We start from the raw sequence: 19028 nt of genomic DNA, 5'->3' as shown, positions 1-19028 counted from the left end.
ATTTGAAGATACTTAAAGTATTAGCTAGATTAGAGTCCCCGTTTAATTAGGAATTAAGTTTGTGATCAAGAATTTATTTATGAGCGAACAATCCAACCCTAACCAACGTTTAAATATTGATGGTGCATCCATAGAAGGCTCTCAAATTGGCCAGGCTGGACGTGACCTCATTCAGACTGTAACGGTCTATGAAAGTTTGAGTTTTGCAGGTTTATTTCGTCGAGAAGTTAAACCCCCAACCCAACAAGAATATCGCTTCCGACAAAAACTGCTCAACGAAGTTAAAGAGTTTTGGGTGGAGAATGTTTTAGAAAGGTCATTGCATAATAAGGCGATAATTGAACTCGGACTGGAAGAACGACCCGATTTGGTAGAGCGTCCTTTTAGTAATGTTCAAATCTCCCCAGATGAGTCCAAACAATCTTTATCTATACATCGAGGAATCACCACTGCATTTAATCGGATGGGAGAAGGGCGAACGCTGCTGATTTTGGGTGAACCCGGCGCCGGAAAAACAACGGTATTGTTGAAATTAACGCGGGATTTAATCGCTCGAACTTCGGACAATTTGAATCAGCCAATACCTGTGGTTTTTAACTTATCTTCTTGGGCGAAAAAGCAGCAAAAAATCGCCGATTGGTTAGTGGATGAACTTCAGAGCAACTATGGCGTTTCTAAGTCTTTGGGTAAAGCATGGGTAAAAGACCAACAATTGTTACTTTTACTGGATGGTTTGGATGAGGTGCGAGCCAAACATCGAGAAGCTTGTGTAGAAGCCATCAATGAGTTTATGCAAAACTATGGGTTAACTGAGATGGTCGTCTGTAGTCGAATAAAAGACTATCAAGCCCTCTCAAATCGTCTACAAGTGCGGGGTGCTATCTGCGTTCAACCTCTGACATCAAAACATATTAATCAGTATTTAGACGAAGCAGGGGAACAACTTCAGGGAGTCAAAACTCTATTGCAACAAGATACAGCGATGCAGGAAATGATGAAATCTCCCCTGACTCTCAGTATTGTCAGCATGGCTTACAAAGATATCTCTGTTGAAAATTTACAGCAATTCGGTTCCATTGAAGAACGTCGTCGCCATCTTTTTGAAACTTATATTGAGCAAATGTTTCAGCGTCATGGTCGAGCTATGAGGATGAAATATACGCCAGAAAAAACCAAACATTGGATCGGTTGGCTGGCGACTCGGATGGTACAGGAGTCTCAAACTGTATTTCTCATCGAAAAAATACAACCTTCTTGGTTGGAAATAAAAGCAGAACGTATCTTTTATCGGATTACCAGTGGATTAACTTCTGGGGTAATTTTTGCGGTAATTGTTGGGCTAATTTTTGGACCTATTTATAAGCAGATTTCTGGGGGATACTATGGGTCAAGTTCTGCGCCCATTTTAGGAAAGCTTTTAGGAGCAATTCCTGGGCTGATCTTAGGGCTGATTGTAGGACTATATGAAGGAGAAATAAAAACCGTTGAAAGCTTAAAATGGTCGGGTAAAGAATTTCAAAACAGTCTGAAGAAAGGGCTGATTTTGGGAGGGCTTGGATGGGTAACTTTTGGAGTAATTTTTCAGCCAATTGGAGGGCTATGTTATGGGCTAAGTTCTGGACTATTGTACTGTATCAATCAAGGAGTAAAAGGAGCAGAAGTAGAGAACAAAAAGGTTTCAAATCAAGGAATAAAAACATCTGTTTTTAACGCTTTAATTATTGGTAGCATCGGAATGGTTATGGGAGGAGCAGTCGGATTTTTGGCTTCACAATTTTTTTATTATGTAGAGGATAGTTTTTGGATTTGTCTAGGAGGATTTTGCCTGGTTTTGGGACTAATTATCGGAGGCTGGAATGCTTGTATTAAACATTTAACTTTGCGTTCAATGCTATATAAAAAAGGTGTTGCACCCTGGAATTATGCTCGTTTTCTGGACTACGCGACAGAACTAATATTCCTGCAAAAAGTTGGGGGCGGTTACATCTTTATTCACCGGATGCTACTCGAACATTTTGCTCAAGTTGAACCGGAACAAGTTCCAGAAAGTTCGGTGAAAGTTTCTCAGTCAATAGATTTGATTAATGCGGTTAACTCAGAAGAACTTGAGACTTTAAAAACCGTTAAGGCGTTAGAACCCGAATCAGTCTCTAATAAAATTTGTGGAAATTGCCAACATGAAAATCTACCTCACTTTAACTTTTGTTCCAAGTGTGGAACCGCACTAAATTATGATCTTATTTCTAACTAAACTCGTAACATCAAGGAGATTTAACCATGAAGACTATTTTGATTTTATTATCCAATCCCAAAAATTCTGTTCAGTTACGTTTGGGAGAAGAAACACGCGAAATCAAAGAAGCATTGAAACAGTCAAAAAATAGAGAACAATTTCAAGTGGAGAGTGAGTCAGCCGTTCGGGTGAAAGATTTGCGACGAGCATTATTAGAATATGAACCTGCAATTGTTCACTTTTCGGGTCATGGTTCTGGGAGTAACGGACTGATATTAGAAAATGATTCGGGAGAAACTCAACTCGTCAGTAGTGAGGCTTTAGCCAAGCTGTTTAAACAGTTTCAACAAGAAGTTCAATGTGTTGTTCTCAATGCTTGCTACAGCGAAGAACAAGCCCAAGCTATCCATGAATATATTGATTGTGTGGTGGGGATGAATAAAGCGGTTGGAGATGTTGCGGCGATTAACTTTTCGACGGCGTTTTATGAAGCTTTGGGCGCCGGAAAAACCTATGATCAATGTTTCAACTTTGCTTGCAATGCTATTGATTTAGAAGGAATACCGGAGTCGGATACCCCACAAATTCGGTATCGTCCTCGACATTATATTTCCGATATTCAGGACGCTAAAGAAACTCAAAATAAAGATAATTCATCCTCTCAACCTATGTCTGAACAACCTAAATCTCAATCTATGAACTTTAGTGGCGGGACTTTTTCAAAAGTTCAATTGGGTCAAGCCGGACGCGACCTGACTCAAACTCAAAAGTTCAATTCCGATAACTCTGAAAAACAACTAACCGTTACAGAAGTTGTAACGTTAATTCAGAAAATTGAGGCGATTTTTCGCAATTCAGATTTACCCGAAAAACAGCAGGAAAAAGCTCTAAATTACCTAGAAAATACTCAAGAAGCAGTTCGGGAAGACGAACCCGATAAAACTTATGCAGCCAAAAGCTTACAAAAAGCCACCAAAGTTCTCAAAGACTCTAATGTGTGGCTTCAATTCCAGCCCAAATTAGAACCTTTATTCACTGAGTTAGAGCCTTGGTTAGAAGTTGAAGCTAAAACCTTATCTAATTCTTGATTGTCCAGATTTTTACTTTAAAAGCAGGAAATTATGACTCAAGAAACCCACTCAAACCAACGCTTGAATGTTGATGATGCTTCCATAAAAGAGTCCCAGATGGGTCAAGCTGGACGGGATTTAACTCAGACGGTCGTCTACAATTATTATTATGAAAAACGCACCGTTACCACATCCACTGAAGATGATTTCGATGATAACTTAATCTGTCCCTATCAAGGTTTATATCATTTTAGTTACGAGAATTCAGAATATTTCTTTGGGCGGGAAGTCTTTGTCGAAGAACTCTTTGAATATACCGAAACCCGCAATTTTATTCCCGTGTTGGGTGCGTCTGGGAGCGGTAAATCTTCGGTAATTTTAGCGGGATTAGTGCCGAAATTGGTTCAAGCTGGACGCTGGCAATTTACCCATTTTAGACCGGGAAATGACCCTTTTAATGCACTCGCACAAGCGTTAGTTCCGCTCTATGAACCGAATTTGAATAAAACAGAACTCATTGCACAAGCGCGTCAATTAGCGGGATATTTTAAAAACAATACTGTTTTATTATCCGATGTTTTTGCAACAATACAACAGAATAATCCTCAAAATCGGACTTTATTAATAGCCGACCAATTTGAGGAACTTTACACCCTTTGTCCCGACGAAAAAATCCGTCGTCAATTTCTAGATACACTGTTAAACACTTTTAAATCTTTCGCGGAACAATCTTCTTTATCAACGGTGTTAGTTGCCACGATGCGGGCGGATTTTCTCGGAAATGCGCTTTCTTATCGACCTTTAGCTGATGTCTTGCAAAAAGGTAATATTATGCTGGGGCCGATGAATGAAAATGAACTGCGAGATGTGATTGAAAAACCCGCCCAAAAATTGGGGGTGAGTTTTGAACACGGACTGGTTGAACGCATTCTCGATGATGTGGATAAAGAACCGGGAAATTTACCCTTATTAGAATTTGCTTTAACTGAACTTTGGAAAAAACGCCAAGGTAAACAATTAACCCATAAAGCCTACGAAGATATCGGAGAAGTTTCCGGCGCCTTAACGGGTTATGCTGATGAGAAATTTAGTAAACTTAAACCAGAAGAACAGCAACAAGTTCGGCGAATATTTGTGCAGTTAGTGCAACCGGGGGCGGGAACAGAAGACACCCGCAGAGTCGCGACTCAGGCCGATTTCAACGAGAGCAATTGGGATTTGGTCAAACAATTAGCAGATGCGCGGTTAGTTGTCACCAGTCGTACAGAAAATAATGCCGAACAAGAAACCGTTGAAGTCGTCCATGAAGCTTTAATTAGAAATTGGGGGCAACTGAGGAAATGGATGGAAGTAGACCGAGAATTTAGAACCTGGCAAGAACAACTGCGTTCGGCAAAGAAACAATGGGAAGAAAACCATCGAGATCAAGGTTCTTTGTTACGAGGAGCGGCTCTACTAAAAGCAGAAGAAAAACTGCAAGAGCGTCCCGAAGATTTAGAAGCTGAGAAACTTTTTATTCAGGAGAGTATTCAAGATCGCGATCGCCTCCAACAACAGGAGGAAGAACGAAAAGAGCAATTAGCCAAAGCACAGAAAGAAGCTCTAGAAGCATCGCAAGCCAGGGAAGCACAACAAAAACAAGCCAACAAAAAGCTGCGGATAGGAGCAATATTTCTCAGTGTTTTATCAGTGGCCGCGATCGCTGCTGCTGTAGGGGCCTGGTATCAGACTGTACAAGCCCAGAAGCAGACAAAAAATGCACAACTGAATCTAGCAAATTCTCTCGGTCAAACTTCTAAGGCTCAATTGACTGAAGGAAAGGATTTAGAGGCTTTTTTGGAAGCCATTCGAGCCGGGAAAATCTTGCAAAAATACCGAGCCAAAGACCCACAGGTGTTGGGTGCTTTAATCGGTAATGTTTATGAAGGCAGGGAGCGGAACCGTTTGCTGGGACACCGTAGCCCAGCCTATAGCCTCAGCATCAGTAGTGATGGCAAAACCATTGTTTCTGGCAGTTGGGACTACACCATCAAAGTCTGGAATAGAGAAACCGGAGCAGAAATCCGCACTCTCAAAGGACATGATAACTATGTCTGGAGCGTCAGCATCAGCAACGATAGCAAAACCATTGTTTCTGGCAGTGGTGACAACACCATCAAAGTCTGGAATCTTGAAACCGGAGAATTAATCCGCACTCTCACCGGACACCGTTACGGGGTCAGAAGCGTCAGCATCAGCAACGATAGCAAAACCATTGTTTCTGGCAGTGATGACAAAACCATCAAAGTCTGGAATCTTGAAACCGGAGAATTAATCCGCACTCTCAAAGGACACGATAGGGAGGTCAGTAGCGTCAGCATCAGCAACGATAGCAAAACCATTGTTTCTGGCAGTGATGACAAAACCATCAAAGTCTGGAATAGAGAAACCGGAGCAGAAATCCGCACTCTCACCGGACACCGTTACGGGGTCAGAAGCGTCAGCATCAGCAACGATAGCAAAACCATTGTTTCTGGCAGTGGTGACAACACCATCAAAGTCTGGAATCTCCAAACCGGAAAAGAAATCAGCAATCTCACCGGACACAATGGCCAGGTCTGGAGCGTCAGCATCAGCAACGATAGCAAAACCATTGTTTCTGGGAGTGAAGACAGCACCATCAAAGTCTGGAATCTTGAAACCGGAGAAGAAATCCGCACTCTCAAAGGACATGATAACCATGTCTGGAGCGTCAGCATCAGCAACGATGGCACCATTGTTTCTTGCAGTTGGGACAACACCATCAAAGTCTGGAATCTTGAAACCGGAGAAGAAATCCGCACTCTCACCGGACACGGTGGCCAGGTCTATAGCGTCAGCATCAGCAACGATAGCAAAACCATTGTTTCTGGGAGTGATGACAACACCATCAAAGTCTGGAATCTCCAAACCGGAGAAGAAATCCGCACTCTCACCGGACACGATAACCCGGTCACAAGCGTCAGCATCAGCAACGATAGCAAAACCATTGTTTCTGGGAGTGAAGACAACACCATCAAAGTCTGGAATCTTGAAACCGGAGAAGAAATCCGCACTCTCAAAGGACACGGTAGCTATGTCAGAAGCGTCAGCATCAGCAACGATAGCAAAACCATTGTTTCTGGCGGTGATAACAACACCATCAAAGTCTGGAATAGAGAAACCGGAGAATTAATCCGCACTCTCACCGGACACAATAGCCTGGTCTATAGCGTCAGCATCAGCAACGATAGCAAAACCATTGTTTCTGGCAGTTGGGACAACACCATCAAAGTCTGGAATCTGGAAACCGGAGAATTAATCCGCACTCTCACCGGACACGGTAACCCGGTCAATAGCGTCAGCATCAGCAACGATAGCAAAACCATTGTTTCTGGCAGTTGGGACAACACCATCAAAGTTTGGAATAGAGAAACCGGAGAATTAATCCGCACTCTCACCGGACACGGTAGCCGGGTCTCAAGCGTCAGCATCAGCAACGATAGCAAAACCATAGTTTCTGGCAGTTCAGACAACACCATCAAAGTTTGGAATCTGGAAACCGGAGAATTAATCCGCACTCTCACCGGACACGGTAGCCCGGTCTCAAGCGTCAGCATCAGCAACGATAGCAAAACCATTGTTTCTGGCAGTGCAGACAACACCATCAAAGTCTGGAATATAGACTTTGACTGGTTAATGGAGCGTAATTGCGATTGGGTGAGGGATTATTTGCAGCATAATGCTCCAGAGAAGGATAAGGGGGTGTGTGAGGGTGTCGGGAGCTTTTAGAAGTCAGAAGTCTGAAGTAGACGAAAACAAGCTTTCAGCGTCCATGTAGTGCTATAAGTTCTAGTTTTAACTGAGGTACATTGAATCATATCTACTCAAAAAATAAAGGATTAAAAAGGATGATCAAACAACTCACAACTGATATCCAACCAGAAATTACCTACCCAGACAGTGACGGTCAACCGATGGCAGATAATACAAAACAGTTTCGCTGGATCGTGAAAATCAAAGAAAACCTAGAAATATTATTTGCTGAAGTTGCCGATGTATTTGTTGCTGGAGATCTCCTCTGGTATCCCGTCCAGGGCAATAATAAAATTCGGGTTGCTCCTGATATTATGGTGGTTTTTGGCAGACCCAAAGCTGACCGTGGTTCTTATCAACAGTGGGAAGAAGACAATATTGCACCCCAGATCATCTTTGAGATTTTATCGCCGGGAAACCGCCCTCAAGAAATGATGAACAAGCTGCTATTTTACCAATATTATGGCGTAGAAGAATACTACGTTTATGATCCTGATGATATCAATCTTACAGGTTCAATTCGAGTTGAGAATCGCTTAGAAATCATCGAAGAAATCAATGATTGGGTGAGTCCCCGTTTAGGAATTCGCTTTCAACTCACACCCGAAACATTGGAAATTTATAGACCGGATGGAGACAAGTTTCTGACTTCGGTTGAATTAGACCAACTGAGAAGACAAGAAAAACAACGGGCTGACCAACAACAGCAACGGGCTGACCGACTAGCAGCATTACTTCGGGAAAGAGGGATCGATCCGGATGAATTATTGTAGATTTTAGCGACTTTATCTAAATCTTTAGTGTACTCCTTTTACTTTATGCAATTATGGAAAAACAATCTTCTTTCTACGCTTTACTCATGGGGATTAACTATTATTCCCCTAATACTTTACCTAACGGTTCATCCTACAAAAGTTTGAAAGGATGTGTGCGGGATATTAACCAAGTCGAAGATTTTCTCAACCAATTAGCCACACGTCCGAACAAAATTGTTAAACTGACTGCATCCAACCCAGAAAACAACTCACCCGTTGAACCTCCCGAAAAATTACCGACTTATGAAAATATTGTCAAATCCTTTCAACATATTACTCAAATAGCGAACCCAGGCGATCGCATTTATATTCACTATTCGGGACATGGCGGACGCGCAAAAACCATTTATCCAGAATACAAAGGAGAATCTGGACAAGATGAAACCCTCGTTCCGACTGATATTGGTAACGAAAACGGACGCTATTTGCGAGATTTAGAATTTGCCTATTTATTACAGCAAATGGTCGATAAACAATTACAGGTTACTGTTGTTTTAGATAGTTGTCATTCGGGCGGTACAACCAGAGGGGAAGATGAAGATGTTCGAGGTTCAGGTATTGTTGATAACACAGTTCGTCCTCTAGAAAGCTTGGTTGCATCTTCCGAAAAATTGATTGCAAATTGGCAAAATATCACCGGACAAACCCAACAAAAGGCGGGAACTCGCAGTAGTGTTTTTATGAAGGGAATGTTACCGGAAGATGCCAAAAAAGGTTATGTATTGTTGGCGGCTTGTCGTCCCCATGAGGCGGCTTATGAATGTGCTTTTGAGGGAACAGAACGGAATGGGGCGTTGACCTATTGGCTATTGAAAACGTTAACGCCAGACCCCTCTAAACTGATGATTACCTACCAAATGTTACAGGATTATATCAAGCCAAACATTAACAATCAATTCCGTCAGCAAACTCCCATGTTAATTGGTGAAGGCGACCGCTTAATTTTTGGATGGGAGTCTATTCCGAGTGAATATACCGCCAATGTGACTGATATTAAAACCGGAAAAAAACAACGAATTGAATTAAATGTTGGGGAACTTCAAGGTTTAGAAAGAGGGGCTGAATTTACTCTTTATCCCTTTGGAACAACAAGTTTTTCAACAAAACAACAGTTAGCTTTAGTTAAACTAATTTCAGTTCAAGGATCGACTTCTTTGGGAGAAGTTCAGACGGTTTTTTCGGAACAACCAATTAAAAGAGGTGATTGGGCAATGTTGACTTTAGTTTCCTCCAATTTAATCCGCAAAGTTTACCTACTAGAAAATGATACCTTACCGGAGGAAATTAATCAACAGGTTGCGTTACAAAACGTCAAAACTTCAATTTTTATGAAAACGTGGATTGAGTTTGTTGATGAGGTTGAACAAGCTGATTATTTTGTTCGCGTGACAATTTTAGATGCAGAAAAAGCCGCAAAATACCAAGCGGAAGTGAACGATATTATTTATGAAGTTTGCGACAACACTCAAACACCTATTCTGTTACGCCCTGCGTTGAAAGTCAATGAATCTCGATCAGCTTATAACGTCACAAAACGTCTGATTCATTTGTCTAAATATCAAGCCGTTGAAAATCTAAAAAACCACGATCCTTGTTCAGAGATGGGTGATAAAATCGCCGTTCGTCTAACAGCACAACCCGATCCAAATCTAGTTTTAAACTCCGCAGAAAATCCAACTGAAATCACGATAACTGAAAATAAAACCTATTCGTTAGAAATTCAAAATCACTATTCACAACCCGTTTATGTCGCCGTGTTCAATTTACAGCCAAATTGGGCAATTTCTTCTGTTTTATCGGAAACTCCCGGACGGGGGATGGTTATATCCCTCGACCCCAAACAAAAAGAAACAATTCCTTTACCAAATCTTGAAAAAAAAGAAAATTGGCAGAATATTTATAAAGTTTGTGTTAGTGTTGATGATACTAACTTTCGGTTCTTGGAATTACCTCCTCTCGATCAACAGAAACAACCAGTACGAGACACGCCTAAAAATCCCCTAGAACAACTGTTACAAGAAATGACCGCAGAACAACCGCCCGATCGCAATGTAACCCCAGCACCGTTACCCAGTTCAAGGTGGACAGTTGTTCAATTTACGGTTAATTAAAATTAGAACGAACAAACCCAACTCGGCAAAGCTTTTGACTCCTCAACACTCTGAATATTGCCCCCATAATTGGGGGTTTGGGGGCTAATATCAATCATTTTTCTATCACTTTCTCCCAACTCGAACAAATCGTTTCCCCGACAGACTTGGCGATTTTTTGAACAATTAACGTTGACACAATCGCTGCAACTGCGGGTGCTAACCCAAAATTCGCCACTAAAATAGGCGTAATTAAACTGGCGGCTTTTGTTGTATTTTCGTTCATTGCCGTTTCAATCGTTTGCAACATTTCTCCCTGATCTCCGAAGGGATTTCCACACAACAAATCATAGGATTCTGCATTCAATTTTGTTAATAAACGTTCACCCATTGCCAACGCTTTATCCGCCATCGGCCCTCTCGGAACCCCTCCCCGACTCACTTCTTCTAAATCATCAATGGCACCCCGTTCATTCAAATTATCTCCCAATTCTTGTATATACGTCCCCAATTTTATCTTGAGTTCGTCTTCGTCAAACTGTTGCAAATTCTCGATTAATTCATTAATATTTGACACATTAATTAACCTCGTTATTGTGTATTTTAAATAAGTGGGATAGGGCGGGTTTATTAAAGTTGTTTATTGGCTAAATCTATGCGAACTCACCCCTACTATGAACTTAAGGCTATTTAAAACTTCCTTTTCCCTTTCCTCGTAGGAGAGGGTAGCCAGAGGTACTGCATAAGCTCATCCTACAATTTACTACAAATTTGGCTGTATCGCCATTTTTTTATTACGATTTATACTCAACTGACTTGAAATCTAGAGATTCCCTTGAAAAACTGAGTTCTTGCGTGTATTTTTGAGATATTAAATAATTCAGGGATCTATCTATGCCAAGACCTAACTATGGCCCACAGTCCCAAAAACGGACAAAGTGCCTTTTGGAAGTCTTGATCACCTACGCCAATGGAGAGTTTGAAGAATGCGATCGCTTTGAGTCTCAAATTCAGGTAAACTGGCAAACTGAAAAGCAGTTAGTTATCCGTACAAAGGTGAGATATCTCGAAGCCTTGATAGCCGAGACAGGAACAAAAGAAAAGTTAAATTGTACTCAACTCAAAGATAGTCTAAAACGTCTCAAAGATTTTCTCGAAATATTAGAAGATAATCGCTGTTCGACTCAAGGATCAGATAGCTGGCATTTTACTTTAAAATTGTGGCATCATCGCCTTGATCTTCCCGGAAATTTAGTAGAATTTGATCGACAGTGGGAACAACGACGTTCACCGAAATCTAAGCAGTCAACCCGGGAAGTAACCCGAACACAAACGACTGAAATCTTACCCAACAATAATATTAGTATCAATCAAGTTAGTTCGCGTCAAGATTGGGGAGAAGCACCCAATTGTGTAGAATTTTATGATCGGCAAACTGAACTTTCTACTCTCACGAATTGGATTTTAGAACAGCGCTGTCAATTAGTCACCGTGTTGGGAATGGGAGGAATGGGAAAAACTGCCCTTTCGGTGAAACTAACCCAACAAATTCAAGGCGAATTTTCGGGATTAATTTGGCGAAGTCTCCGCAATGCACCGCCTCTTGAGAAATTACTAACTGAGTTAATTAAATTCGTCTCCAATGAACAATTAACTCAACTTCCCCAAACGGTTGATGAACAAATTTCTACCTTAATTCAATATCTGCAAAACTCTCGTTTTTTACTGATTTTAGATAACGTTGAATCAATTCTTGACAGCAACAAACGGGTGGGGAGTTATCGAGATAGTTATGAACGTTACGGACAACTGTTTAGAAGTATTGGAGAAACACAACATCAAAGTTGTTTGCTATTAACCAGCCGATAAAAACCCCGAGGAATTGGATATCGAGAGGGAAACAATCAACTGATTCGTTCTTTGCAACTCGAAGGTTTACAAGATGCTGGTCAATATATTTTACAAGAAAAAGGCTTTGAAATATTGCCAGAATATGCTAAAATATTAATTGAATCCTATGCTGGAAATCCTCTCGCCTTAAAAATTGTCTCGACCACAATCGCCGAACTGTTTGAGGGAGATGTTTCTCAGTTTTTAGCGGAAGGAACAATTATTTTTGGAGATATTGCAGACTTACTCGATCAACAGTTTAGTCGCTTATCCTCTCTCGAACAACAGGTGATGTATTGGCTAGCTATTCATCAAGAATGGATGTCTTTTTCTCAACTCAAATACGCTTTAGTAACTTCTTTTTCTCAACGAGACTTATTAGAAGCCCTAGACTCTTTACAACAGCGATCGCTGATCGAAAAACAATCCGCCCAATTTACACAGCAACCCGTTGTAATGGAGTATATCACCGAACAACTGATCGAGAGAGTCTTTGCAGAAATCACCACAGGAGAAATTAATCTTTTTGAAACTCATGCTTTAATAGAAGCCCAAACCAAAGACTACTTAAGAACCGCCCAAATTCGTCTTATTCTCAAACCTCTCAGCGAAAAATTATTAACCCTATTTTCTCATTCTGAAGCCGTCTATCAATGTTTAACCCAACGCTTAGAACAATTGCGATCGCGTTCCGTTCAAAAACGAGGATATGCAGCCGGAAACCTTCTCAATCTTCTGATAGAATTAAAATTATCCCTCAGTGATTTAGACTTTTCCAATTTAACCGTTTTGCAAGCCTATTTACAAGGTGTAAATTTACATCGAGTCAACTTTTCCCACGCCGATCTCAATCAATGTGTATTCACTCAAACAGTGGGCGGTGTATTATCAATTTCCCTCAGTCCCAATGGTGAATTATTAGCCACTGGAATTGATGAAGATATTGTATTTTGGCAAACCAAGGCAGGTCGATCTTTATCTATTCTTCCCGGACATAAAGCTTGGGTTATGGCTGTTAGTTTTAGTCCGGATAGCAATATTCTCGCCAGTGGAAGCAATGACCAAACCGTTCGACTTTGGGATGTAAAAACAGGTCAATGTTTGAAAACCTTACGAGGTCATAAGAGTCGAGTTCAGTCTCTCACTTTTAGCCAAGATGGGAAAATGATCGCGAGTGGAAGTAACGATAAAACGGTTCGACTTTGGGATGTAGAAACCGGAAAATGTTTACAGGTTTTAAAAGGTCACTATCGACGAATTTTAGCAATTGTGTTTCATTTAAAATACGGTTTAGTGATCAGTTGTGGTGAAGATGAAACGGTGAGATTTTGGAATATTACCACCGGAAAATGTGTGCGGGTTTTAAAAACACAAGTCAATTGGATGTCTTCAATTGCACTTCATCCAGAGGGTGAAATATTAGCAACAGCAAGTGATGGAAATACCGTTAAATTTTGGGATGTAGAAACCGGAAAATGCACGAAAATATTAGCCGGATATCAAGAACGAGTTTGGGCGGTAGCGTTTAGTCCAGACGGTCAAAAATTTGCAACCGGAAGCAATGATCAGACGATTAAAATCTGGAATTTTAGTACAGGTGAATGTGTCAAAACCTTACAAGAACATCGTCATTTAGTGTGGTGGGTTGGGTTTAGTCCAGATGGTCAAACGTTAATCAGTGTGAGTCAAGATCAAAGTGTTAAATTTTGGCAAGTCGCTTCGGGTCAATGTTTAAAAACCCTAGATGCTTATAGTAATTGGGTGTCGTTTGTGACGTTTAATCCTGATGGTAAACTGTTAGTCAGTTGTAGTGAAGATGGTTTAGTCAGACTGTGGAATATTCATACTAAAACCTGCGAAAAAACCTTAACAGGTCATACAAATATTGTCTCCTCAGCCGCCTTTCATCCCCAGGGTAAACTATTAGCAACAGCCAGTGATGACAGTACCATTAAACTCTGGAATGTGACCACTGGAGAATGTCTAAAAACCCTTTGGGGTCACGAAAGTTGGGTGCATTCGGCGAGTTTTAGTTGTCAGGGTTTATTGGCGACAGGAAGCCGCGATAAAACCATTAAAATTTGGGATATTGAAACTGGAGAATGTTTACAAACTTTAGCCGGACATTTACATCGGGTGAAGTCGGTGGCGTTTAGTCCTTGTGGTCAAATATTGGCAAGTGGAAGTGATGACCAAACCCTAAAAATTTGGGATATAAAACAGGGAATTTGTTTACAAACTTTGTCTGAACATACGGACTGGGTATTGGGTGTGGCGTTTAGTCCAGATGGTAAAATGTTGGCGAGTGCAGGAGGCGATCGCACAGTTAAACTCTGGGAAATACAAACGGGAAACTGTGTGCAAACATTAAGGGGACATCGACAACGAGTGCGGTCAGTTGGGTTTAGTTATGATGGGAGTAAAGTAGTCAGTAGCAGTGATGATCATACGGTAAAAGTGTGGAATTTGACCACTGGAGACTGTGTTTATACTTGTCATGGACACAGCCAAACCGTTTGGTCTGTCGCCTGTTCTCCTGAAGGTCAAATTTTTGCCAGTGGTGGTGATGATCAAACGATTAAATTGTGGGAAATGACAACGGGAGAATGTCTAAATACGATGATTTTAGCCCGACCCTATGAAGGGATGAAAATTACCGCAACAACAGGTTTAACTTCTGCCCAAAAAGTAGCGCTAAAAGCGTTAGGAGCAGTTGAGGAGTAATTCAGAGTATAATACTAAAATGTTTGCATTGAATGAGCTACTATTTTAATATGAACGAAGAAAAAAAGCTCGATCAAGAAAATCAAAACCCAGAAGAAACTTTTCAAGAACGGGGTGATCCAGGTCGCACAGATAGAGGCCCAAGCAAACCCACCCCGGAAATAACTGAAAATCCTGGTCAAGATAGAGGCCCCAGTAAACCCACCCCGGAAATAACTGAAAATCCGGCTAAGGTAGACCGAGGCCCGACGTCAAATGAAAAAAAGATTGAACCTGACAGTCCAGGTAAAGGAGATAGAGGCCCCAGTTGATCATAGGGTAAAATTTTAAAGTTGAGAGGGGTGAGGTCAATTTCACAGAAATTATCTAAATATAGCGAATCTAAAAACTTCTCTCTCTCAACAATTGAAAAACTTTCAAATAGACAAAACCAAGTACAAATTCTAGATCTTAGTCAGATTATTATAGAAACAGTATTTATTAATGATTAAGTAGAACAGAAACTAAAAAGCTTTAATTTCTGTTTAAGAGTTCGGGAAAACAGACGAATCTAGGATCATTGCTCAGACAGAAGTTCTCAATTGATTTACAAATACGTTTATAATTGTAGACGGTTTGATGAGATTTGCAAAATTAGCTTGTATGGCAGACACAACTCCAATTATTTTAGGACGACTGGAACTCATTTTAGCTATAGGATCTGCACTCGCTTACACCGTTGCTTGTCTTATTCTTCGCTTCGCTCAAAGTCAATTTATTTTTTTCCCCTCTAGAAAAATCAAAGCGACACCAGAGGAATTTAATTTATCTTATCAAGAAGTTTGGCTACCGATAACCACAACAAAGGGGAAACAAGAACAGATTCATGGATGGTGGATTCCTTCTAATTCTACCTCCTTAAAAGAAGAACGAGTGGTTCTAGATTGTCATGGAAATGGCAGCAATATCAGTGCAAATTTAGATTATGCTCAACAATTTCATCAGATGGGTTTATCCGTGTTTTTAATTGATTATCGAGGATATGGACGCAGCACAAAACGTATCCCCTCAGAGACAACAGTTTATCAAGATGTCGAAGCCGCTTGGACTTACTTAATCAATGAACGGGGTATTGATCCTCATAATGTTTTTGTTTTTGGTCATTCTCTTGGGGGCGCTATTGCTATTGATTTGGCTTCTAAACATCCAGAAATAGCAGGATTAATTATTGAAAGTTCTTTTACTTCAATTCGGAAGATGGTTGATTTTAAAAAAATATATTGGATGTTCCCAATCGATCTTTTGTTAACTCAAACTTTTAACTCGATAGCCAAAGTTTCTCAGCTAACAATGCCGATTTTGTTTACTCACGGCACCAATGATCGCATTGTTCCAGTCGAAATGAGCCATGATTTATTTGCCAGTGCCACTGAACCCAAACAACTTTTAATTATACCCGGTGCGGGTCATAATGATGTTCGTCAAACCGGAGGTTCTCGATATCGCGAGGCTTTGCAGCAGTTTCTAGAACAGTGTTAATTAAGTTTGCTTATCAGTCCTACAAAAAATTTATATTTTAAAACCTGAAATAAATCGCTCTATTGTTTGTAATTTTAGCTAAAATGAATTACAATTAATAGTCTAAACTAATCAGGTACAATTATGGATACAGGTTTATTATCAGGTTTATTGCTCGCTTTTGTTAACGGCATGATCTGTCTAGTTTTACCCCTGATTTTAGCTGCCACTCAGCGCAAACGTCAGCAAGCAGAAGATTTAACTGCTCTTTCACCCTCATTTAATTCATCTGAATTAATTTCCCAAGAAGTAAATTAGTCGGATTTCTTGACTCTCAGTTGAGCTTGATTCTAGACAATGGTTAACTCATACATCAAGTCGTCATGAGTTTAGGGAATAACCCAAAAAGCCATTTAGATTTTAGGTTATCCCCAGTGTTTTTCTTCAGAAATGCTAGAAAGTCAGATTATTTCCAACCCGCCCTATCCATCAACCGAATAGCTTCAGCATTATTCTGACCATAAGCAGCAACATTCATAGAGTCATTTTTGAACGTTCCATATTGAGCTAAAGCAGGTGAAACCGGAACGCCACTAACAACAGGATATTCATAATTTCCTTGAGCAAATATTTTTTGAGCTTCTGGACTCACCAAATACTCTAAAAACTTAACCGCCCCTGCTTTGTTGGGTGCTGATTTAACAACTCCGGCACCACTAATATTCACGTGAGTTCCTCGTTCTCGTTGATTGGGGAAAAACATCCCCACCTTTTGAACCACGGCTTTATCTTCAGGATCATTAGAACTCGCTAAACGAGCCAAATAATAACTATTTGCAATGCCAACATCGCCGACACCCGCAGCCACCGCTTTAATTTGAGCCGTATCATTTCCTTCTGGGGGACGAGCAAAGTTTGACACAAAACCCTTAGCCCATTTTTCAGTATCTGCGGCACCATGAACTTCTAAAAGCGATGCGACTAAAGATTGATTGTAAATATTATTAGACGAGCGAATCACTACCTTTCCTTTCCATTTAGGGTCAGCTAAATCTTCGTAGCTAGACAGTTGAGCCGGATTCACATTGTTTTTATTGTACATGATCACTCTCGCCCGTTTGGATAGACCAAACCATCGATTTTCTGGATCTCGTAAATTTGCAGGAATCGCATTATTTAAAACCGAAGAAGAAACAGGCTGAAATATGCCTTCCTGTTGCGCTCTCCAGAGATTCCCAGCATCAACGGTAATCAGAACATCTGCTGGGCTATTGGCGCCCTCGCTCTTAATCCGTTCAATTAATTGGGCTGCATCCCCTTCGACCAGATTAACCTTAATCCCAGTCTTTTGTGTGAAGCCATTATAGAGTTGATTATCTGTATCATAATGTCGGGATGAATACAGGTTAATCGTTCCCGGGTCGGCAAAACTACCCCTCTTATTGAGAAGTTCTCCTAATGTTACTGTAGCAAAAGCAGTTCCACTTGCTAAAAATATCCGTCGTGTAATTTTACTCATTGCGGCCTTATTCCTTGATATAAAAGACTTACAGAGCTTTAAGAGTCTAGACTCTGTACATAGACTTAAGCTGTTAATGCAACTAATTCTTAAGTTTAAGATTCGACAAATGATTGTATCACAGGAAATCTATTTTTATCAGGAAAGTTTACTATTAACCGCAGAGTCCGAGCCACAGAACGAAAAAAAAGACACCCCGCCATCAGCAAGGGTGAAGCATTGAACTTAAATCTAGAAGCTTTCGAGGCTCGCCAGCGCCATTTACTGACAATAGAGCGTATCGCGAGTATCACGCCCCGTCACTGGGTTAGTTCCCTCAGCCAAGGCACAAAGCTTTTCTTGCATATCTCGACGCAATAAAACATCGGTGAAATCAGCCCCGGCGATCATCGCATCAGAAAAATCAGTATTATAGGCAAAAGCCCCTTCAAGAATAGCGTTAGTGAGGTTTGCTCTATTTAAGCGAGCAGTATCTAAAGTGGCATAGCTGAGATCCGCCGCTTCAAAATTGGTTCGTTGTAGCTTCGCGCCAAACAAACTTACACCCCGCAAGTTACTATGACTGAAGTTGCTGTCTCGTAGGTTAGCAAAGTCAAACTCAGAGTCTGTGAGAACCTGTCCAGAAAAATCAGCCTCTATCAGGGTTTGCTTCTCGTAGTTTTCCGCCTCTGCACTTTGAGCCGTCATTCCAGTTAGAATCAGCCAAAGTCCAACGAGAATCGCTAAACTAATCCTTTGAAATCGTGAGAACATATTACTATTGATATCCCAACTCTTTCGAGGTAAGAGTCCCATCACTATTAATCAAGTAAACCAACAAATTTGAAGTCAACCTTTATCCTACCGTGACTATTCCCTTTTCGAGCCGTAATTCTTCTAGCCAATCTCAAAAAATTGGGACTTTGGGAGAACAACTCGTACAAGCCTGGTTAAAACAACAAGGTTGGGAGATCCTCTTTCATCAGTATCGCTGTCGGTGGGGAGAAATTGACTTAATTGCGCGAGAAGTCAAAGATCCAAAAGTCCAATCAAAATTAGACTCAACTGTGATTTTTGTAGAAGTGAAAACCCGCAGCAAACGCAATTGGGATTCGGATGGTCTTTTAGCCATTACCCCAAGCAAACAAACAAAACTGATTAAATCAGCACAAATATTTTTAAGCGACCACCCCGAACTTGCTGACTCCCCGTGTCGGTTTGATGTCGCTTTAGTTCGATGCGATCGCTCTTTAGCTTTTAATTTTAACTCTGATTCTAAAACAATGGCTCAGAAGCCATCATTTCCAACCCTAACTCTCAGCCAACCTATAGAATTTAGAGGCTATCAACTTATCATTCAAAACTATATTCAATCAGCATTTGGAGATGACAGCTAGC

The 19028-nt window shown here is 40.8% G+C and carries 14 protein-coding genes; 11 read left to right on the top strand and 3 right to left on the bottom strand.

Annotation, left to right across the window (positions count from 1 at the left end; genetic code table 11):
* The first annotated feature begins 79 nt into the window (after positions 1 to 79).
* The 5 genes from L8106_RS29825 (at position 80) to L8106_RS19600 (ending at position 10042) form a co-directional block, all read left to right on the top strand.
* Positions 80 to 2251, top strand: coding sequence for an NACHT domain-containing protein (locus tag L8106_RS29825; RefSeq protein WP_009786163.1), 2172 nt, complete (start codon positions 80 to 82; stop codon positions 2249 to 2251).
* A gap of 26 nt (positions 2252 to 2277) precedes the next feature.
* Entirely contained in the window at positions 2278 to 3321 is a 1044-nt protein-coding gene (locus L8106_RS19615; RefSeq protein WP_009786162.1) for a CHAT domain-containing protein, read from the top strand.
* 33 nt (positions 3322 to 3354) lie between these two features.
* On the top strand, positions 3355 to 7092 hold the full coding sequence (locus L8106_RS19610; protein ID WP_009786161.1) for a WD40 repeat domain-containing protein: 3738 nt from the start codon (positions 3355 to 3357) through the stop codon (positions 7090 to 7092).
* A gap of 119 nt (positions 7093 to 7211) precedes the next feature.
* Entirely contained in the window at positions 7212 to 7889 is a 678-nt protein-coding gene (locus L8106_RS19605) for a Uma2 family endonuclease (protein ID WP_009786160.1), read from the top strand.
* Positions 7890 to 7942: 53 nt separating this feature from the next.
* Positions 7943 to 10042 carry a caspase family protein gene (locus L8106_RS19600; protein ID WP_009786159.1) on the top strand — a complete coding sequence of 700 codons (2100 nt, stop codon included), beginning with the start codon at positions 7943 to 7945 and terminating at the stop codon, positions 10040 to 10042.
* A 94-nt stretch (positions 10043 to 10136) separates the two neighbouring features.
* Here the strand turns inward: L8106_RS19600 and L8106_RS19595 are convergent, their stop codons facing one another.
* Positions 10137 to 10598, bottom strand: coding sequence for a hypothetical protein (locus L8106_RS19595; RefSeq protein ID WP_009786157.1), 462 nt, complete (start codon positions 10596 to 10598; stop codon positions 10137 to 10139).
* A 317-nt stretch (positions 10599 to 10915) separates the two neighbouring features.
* Here L8106_RS19595 and L8106_RS29820 point away from each other — a divergent pair, with 317 nt between their 5' ends.
* The 5 genes from L8106_RS29820 to L8106_RS32395 all read left to right on the top strand — a co-directional run bounded on the left by L8106_RS29820 (position 10916) and on the right by L8106_RS32395 (position 16450).
* Positions 10916 to 11890 (top strand): NB-ARC domain-containing protein, encoded by a 975-nt coding sequence (locus tag L8106_RS29820; protein WP_050779153.1) that lies wholly within the window; start codon positions 10916 to 10918, stop codon positions 11888 to 11890.
* 51 nt (positions 11891 to 11941) lie between these two features.
* Positions 11942 to 14635 carry a WD40 repeat domain-containing protein gene (locus L8106_RS19590; protein WP_009786155.1) on the top strand — a complete coding sequence of 898 codons (2694 nt, stop codon included), beginning with the start codon at positions 11942 to 11944 and terminating at the stop codon, positions 14633 to 14635.
* Between the two features lie 50 nt (positions 14636 to 14685).
* On the top strand, positions 14686 to 14946 hold the full coding sequence (locus tag L8106_RS19585; RefSeq protein WP_156803752.1) for a hypothetical protein: 261 nt from the start codon (positions 14686 to 14688) through the stop codon (positions 14944 to 14946).
* 331 nt (positions 14947 to 15277) lie between these two features.
* Positions 15278 to 16153: an alpha/beta hydrolase gene (locus L8106_RS19580; RefSeq protein WP_009786153.1), complete on the top strand. Its 876-nt coding sequence runs from the start codon at positions 15278 to 15280 to the stop codon at positions 16151 to 16153.
* Positions 16154 to 16276: 123 nt separating this feature from the next.
* Positions 16277 to 16450 (top strand): hypothetical protein, encoded by a 174-nt coding sequence (locus tag L8106_RS32395; RefSeq protein ID WP_009786152.1) that lies wholly within the window; start codon positions 16277 to 16279, stop codon positions 16448 to 16450.
* 148 nt (positions 16451 to 16598) lie between these two features.
* On the opposite strand, the gene L8106_RS19575 is transcribed toward L8106_RS32395, so the two are convergent.
* Both L8106_RS19575 and L8106_RS19570 read right to left on the bottom strand, forming a co-directional pair.
* Positions 16599 to 17651 (bottom strand): Fe(3+) ABC transporter substrate-binding protein, encoded by a 1053-nt coding sequence (locus L8106_RS19575; protein ID WP_009786151.1) that lies wholly within the window; start codon positions 17649 to 17651, stop codon positions 16599 to 16601.
* 261 nt (positions 17652 to 17912) lie between these two features.
* On the bottom strand, positions 17913 to 18446 hold the full coding sequence (locus L8106_RS19570; protein ID WP_009786150.1) for a pentapeptide repeat-containing protein: 534 nt from the start codon (positions 18444 to 18446) through the stop codon (positions 17913 to 17915).
* Positions 18447 to 18496: 50 nt separating this feature from the next.
* Here L8106_RS19570 and L8106_RS19565 point away from each other — a divergent pair, with 50 nt between their 5' ends.
* The gene (locus L8106_RS19565; protein WP_009786149.1) at positions 18497 to 19027 is read left to right on the top strand and encodes a YraN family protein; all 531 of its coding nucleotides are present in this window, start codon (positions 18497 to 18499) and stop codon (positions 19025 to 19027) included.
* The last annotated feature ends 1 nt before the right edge of the window (position 19028 follow it).

Source organism: Lyngbya sp. PCC 8106, from assembly GCF_000169095.1.
Lineage (GTDB): Bacteria > Cyanobacteriota > Cyanobacteriia > Cyanobacteriales > Microcoleaceae > Capilliphycus.
The sequence above is the reverse complement of the archived record's forward strand: the minus strand, read 5'-3'. Positions and strand labels throughout refer to the sequence as shown.